General features: G+C 57.1%; 2 rRNA genes. Both read left to right on the top strand.

Annotation, left to right across the window (positions count from 1 at the left end):
• The first annotated feature begins 135 nt into the window (after positions 1–135).
• Positions 136–1,502: ribosomal RNA gene (locus OQ02_RS39025) — 16S ribosomal RNA — on the top strand.
• A 195-nt stretch (positions 1,503–1,697) separates the two neighbouring features.
• Positions 1,698–4,668 (top strand): 23S ribosomal RNA (locus tag OQ02_RS39020).
• Together the 16S and 23S rRNA genes form the textbook arrangement of a ribosomal RNA operon.
• Positions 4,669–4,718: the final 50 nt, after the last annotated feature.

Raw genomic sequence — 4,718 nt, 5'->3', positions numbered from 1 at the left:
GCGCGTGTTCTTTGAGAACTCAACAGCGTGCCGAATAGCCAGTAAATTTATGAACCTCGTCAAGAGGTTTCCTTTGAGATTGTTACTGGACAACTGACATTAATGTCAGTGTTGTTCGGAGCGATCAAACATTCCTTATTGGAGAGTTTGATCCTGGCTCAGGACGAACGCTGGCGGCGTGCTTAACACATGCAAGTCGAGCGGTAAGGCCCTTCGGGGTACACGAGCGGCGAACGGGTGAGTAACACGTGGGTAACCTGCCCTGTACTCTGGGATAAGCCTGGGAAACTAGGTCTAATACCGGATATGACCTGCCACTGCATGGTGGTGGGTGGAAAGTTCCGGCGGTACAGGATGGACCCGCGGCCTATCAGCTTGTTGGTGGGGTAATGGCCGGGAGGCAGCAGTGGGGAATATTGCACAATGGGCGAAAGCCTGATGCAGCGACGCCGCGTGAGGGATGACGGCCTTCGGGTTGTAAACCTCTTTCAGCGGGGACGAAGGGCAACTGACGGTACCCGCAGAAGAAGCACCGGCTAACTACGTGCCAGCAGCCGCGGTAATACGTAGGGTGCGAGCGTTGTCCGGAATTATTGGGCGTAAAGAGCTCGTAGGCGGTTTGTTGCGTCGGAATTCCTGGTGTAGCGGTGAAATGCGCAGATATCAGGAGGAACACCGGTGGCGAAGGCGGGTCTCTGGGCCGATACTGACGCTGAGGAGCGAAAGCGTGGGGAGCGAACAGGATTAGATACCCTGGTAGTCCACGCCGTAAACGGTGGGTGCTAGGTGTGGGGGACTTCCACGTCCTCCGTGCCGCAGCTAACGCATTAAGCACCCCGCCTGGGGAGTACGGCCGCAAGGCTAAAACTCAAAGGAATTGACGGGGGCCCGCACAAGCGGCGGAGCATGTGGATTAATTCGATGCAACGCGAAGAACCTTACCTGGGCTTGACATGCACTGGAAACCAGTAGAGATATTGGCCCCCTTGTGGCCGGTGTACAGGTGGTGCATGGCTGTCGTCAGCTCGTGTCGTGAGATGTTGGGTTAAGTCCCGCAACGAGCGCAACCCTCGTTCCATGTTGCCAGCGCGTAATGGCGGGGACTCATGGGAGACTGCCGGGGTCAACTCGGAGGAAGGTGGGGATGACGTCAAGTCATCATGCCCCTTATGTCCAGGGCTTCACACATGCTACAATGGCCGGTACAGAGGGCTGCTAAGCCGTGAGGTGGAGCGAATCCCACAAAGCCGGTCTCAGTTCGGATCGGGGTCTGCAACTCGACCCCGTGAAGTCGGAGTCGCTAGTAATCGCAGATCAGCAACGCTGCGGTGAATACGTTCCCGGGCCTTGTACACACCGCCCGTCACGTCACGAAAGTCGGTAACACCCGAAGCCCGTGGCCCAACCCGTAAGGGGGGGAGCGGTCGAAGGTGGGACTGGCGATTGGGACGAAGTCGTAACAAGGTAGCCGTACCGGAAGGTGCGGCTGGATCACCTCCTTTCTAAGGAGCAGGTTCAAGACTTCTGTTCGGTACGCTGTTGGGTCCTGAGAGAACACGTGAGTGTTTTCCTCAGCGAGAAACAGCAGGGCTGCCCCAGCTCCTGAACCGCCGGTCTTCGGATCTGGCAGGCGGGTTGCGATACGGGCGGTGTCTGGTTGTTCTTTGAGAACTGCACAGTGGATGCGAGCATCTTTGTGGCAAGTTATTAAGGGCACACGGTGGATGCCTTGGCACCAGGAGCCGATGAAGGACGTAGGAGACTGCGAAAAGCCTTGGGGAGCTGTCAACCGAGCTGAGATCCAAGGGTATCCGAATGGGGAAACCCGGCCCCAGTCATGTGGGGTCACCCACGCCTGAACACATAGGGCGTGTGGAGGGAACGCGGGGAAGTGAAACATCTCAGTACCCGCAGGAAGAGAAAACAACCGTGATTCCGTGAGTAGTGGCGAGCGAAAGCGGAAGAGGCTAAACCGTATTCGTGTGATACCCGGCAGGGGTTGCGTGTGCGGGGTCGTGGGACCTGTTCGTCAGTTCTGCCGAGCTGGCAAGAAGTCATAAAACGGTGTTGTTAGCGGAACGCGTCTGGAAAGCGTGGCCGTAGAGGGTGAAAGTCCCGTACGCGAAAACTCACCGTCTTCTTACAGTGTTCCCAAGTAGCAGCGTACTCGTGAAATTCGCTGTGAATCTGGCGGGACCACCCGCTAAGCCTGAATACTACCTGGTGACCGATAGCGGACTAGTACCGTGAGGGAAAGGTGAAAAGTACCCCGGGAGGGGAGTGAAATAGTACCTGAAACCGTGTGCCTACAATCCGTCGGAGCCTTTAGGGGTGACGGCGTGCCTTTTGAAGAATGAGCCTGCGAGTTAGTGCTGCGTGGCGAGGTTAACCCGTGTGGGGTAGCCGTAGCGAAAGCGAGTCCGAATAGGGCGTTTGAGTCGCGTGGTCTAGACCCGAAGCGGAGTGATCTAGCCATGGCCAGGGTGAAGCGTGGGTAAGACCGCGTGGAGGCCCGAACCCACCAGGGTTGAAAACCTGGGGGATGAGCTGTGGTTAGGGGTGAAAGGCCAATCAAACTCCGTGATAGCTGGTTCTCCCCGAAATGCATTTAGGTGCAGCGTCGTGTGTTTCGTGCCGGAGGTAGAGCACTGGATGGTCTAGGGGGCCCACAAGCTTACCGAAATCAACCAAACTCCGAATGCCGGTACGTGAGAGCGCGGCAGTGAGACTGCGGGGGATAAGCTTCGTAGTCGAGAGGGAAACAGCCCAGAACGCCGGCTAAGGCCCCTAAGTGTGTGCTAAGTGGGAAAGGATGTGGGGTCGCCCAGACAACCAGGAGGTTGGCTTAGAAGCAGCCACCCTTTAAAGAGTGCGTAATAGCTCACTGGTCAAGTGGTCCTGCGCCGACAATGTAGCGGGGCTCAAGCACACCGCCGAAGCCGTGTCATTTCGATTTAGGTCGGGATGGGTAGGGGAGCGTCGTTCAGCCATTGAAGCGCCGGAGTGATCCAGGTGTGGAGGCTGGACGAGTGAGAATGCAGGCATGAGTAGCGAAAGACGAGTGGGAAACTCGTCCGCCGGATGACCAAGGGTTCCTGGGCCAGGCTAATCCGCCCAGGGTAAGTCGGGACCTAAGGCGAGGCCGACAGGCGTAGTCGATGGACAACGGGTTGATATTCCCGTACCCGTGTGAACGCGCCCATGGCGAACCTTGTGATACTAACCGCCCAAAGCCTGTCCTGAGTCTTCGGACGAGGGACTACGTGGAGCGCGGGACCTGAACTTGTAGTAGTCAAGCGATGGGGTGACGCAGGAGGGTAGCTCCGCCAGTGAGTGGTAGTACTGGTGTAAGCGTGTAGGCCGTCTGGTAGGCAAATCCGCCAGGCATTAAGGCTGAGACGTGATGCATAGCCGATTGAGGCGAAGTAGAGTGATCCCATGCTGCCGAGAAAAGCCTCTAGTGAGTGTTCATGCGGCCCGTACCCCAAACCGACACAGGTGGTCAGGTAGAGAATGGCCGCAGAGACCAGCGAGAAGCGACTGTTTACTAAAAACACAGGTCCGTGCGAAGTCGCAAGACGATGTATACGGACTGACGCCTGCCCGGTGCTGGAACGTTAAGGGGACCGGTTAGCTCTTCGGGGCGAAGCTGAGAACTTAAGCGCCAGTAAACGGCGGTGGTAACTATAACCATCCTAAGGTAGCGAAATTCCTTGTCGGGTAAGTTCCGACCTGCACGAATGGCGTAACGACTTCTCGACTGTCTCAACCACAGGCCCGGCGAAATTGCATTACGAGTAAAGATGCTCGTTACGCGCGGCAGGACGGAAAGACCCCGGGACCTTTACTATAGCTTGGTATTGGTGTTCGGTTCGGCTTGTGTAGGATAGGTGGGAGACTGTGAAGCGCTGACGCCAGTCAGTGTGGAGTCGTCGTTGAAATACCACTCTGGTCGTACTGGATGTCTAACCTCGGTCCGTGATCCGGATCAGGGACAGTGCCTGGTGGGTAGTTTAACTGGGGCGGTTGCCTCCCAAAGGGTAACGGAGGCGCTCAAAGGTTCCCTCAGCCTGGTTGGCAATCAGGTGTCGAGTGCAAGTGCACAAGGGGGCTTGACTGTGAGACCGACAGGTCGAGCAGGGACGAAAGTCGGAACTAGTGATCCGGCCATGGCTTGTGGAAGCGTGGTCGCTCAACGGATAAAAGGTACCCCGGGGATAACAGGCTGATCTTGCCCAAGAGTCCATATCGACGGCATGGTTTGGCACCTCGATGTCGGCTCGTCGCATCCTGGGGCTGGAGTAGGTCCCAAGGGTTGGGCTGTTCGCCCATTAAAGCGGTACGCGAGCTGGGTTTAGAACGTCGTGAGACAGTTCGGTCCCTATCCGCCGCGCGCGTAGGATACTTGCGGAAGGCTGTCCCTAGTACGAGAGGACCGGGACGGACGGACCTCTGGTGTGCCAGTTGTCCTGCCAAGGGCATTGCTGGTTGGCTACGTTCGGAAGGGATAACCGCTGAAAGCATCTAAGCGGGAAGCCTGTTCCTAGATGAGGTATCCCACCCCTTTGTGGGTTAAGGCCCCCAAGAGACCATTGGGTTGATAGGCCGGAGATGGAAGGTCGGTAACGGCTGGAGTTGACCGGTACTAATAGGCCGAGGACTTGTCATGAAGACGCTACGCATCCACTGTGCGGTTCTGAAAGAACCGAACCGGACCA

It is taken from the genome of Saccharothrix sp. NRRL B-16314, from assembly GCF_000716595.1.
Classification (GTDB): Bacteria; Actinomycetota; Actinomycetes; order Mycobacteriales; family Pseudonocardiaceae; genus Actinosynnema.
Note: the sequence above shows the minus strand (reverse complement) of the source record. Positions and strands in the feature narration are given on the sequence as shown.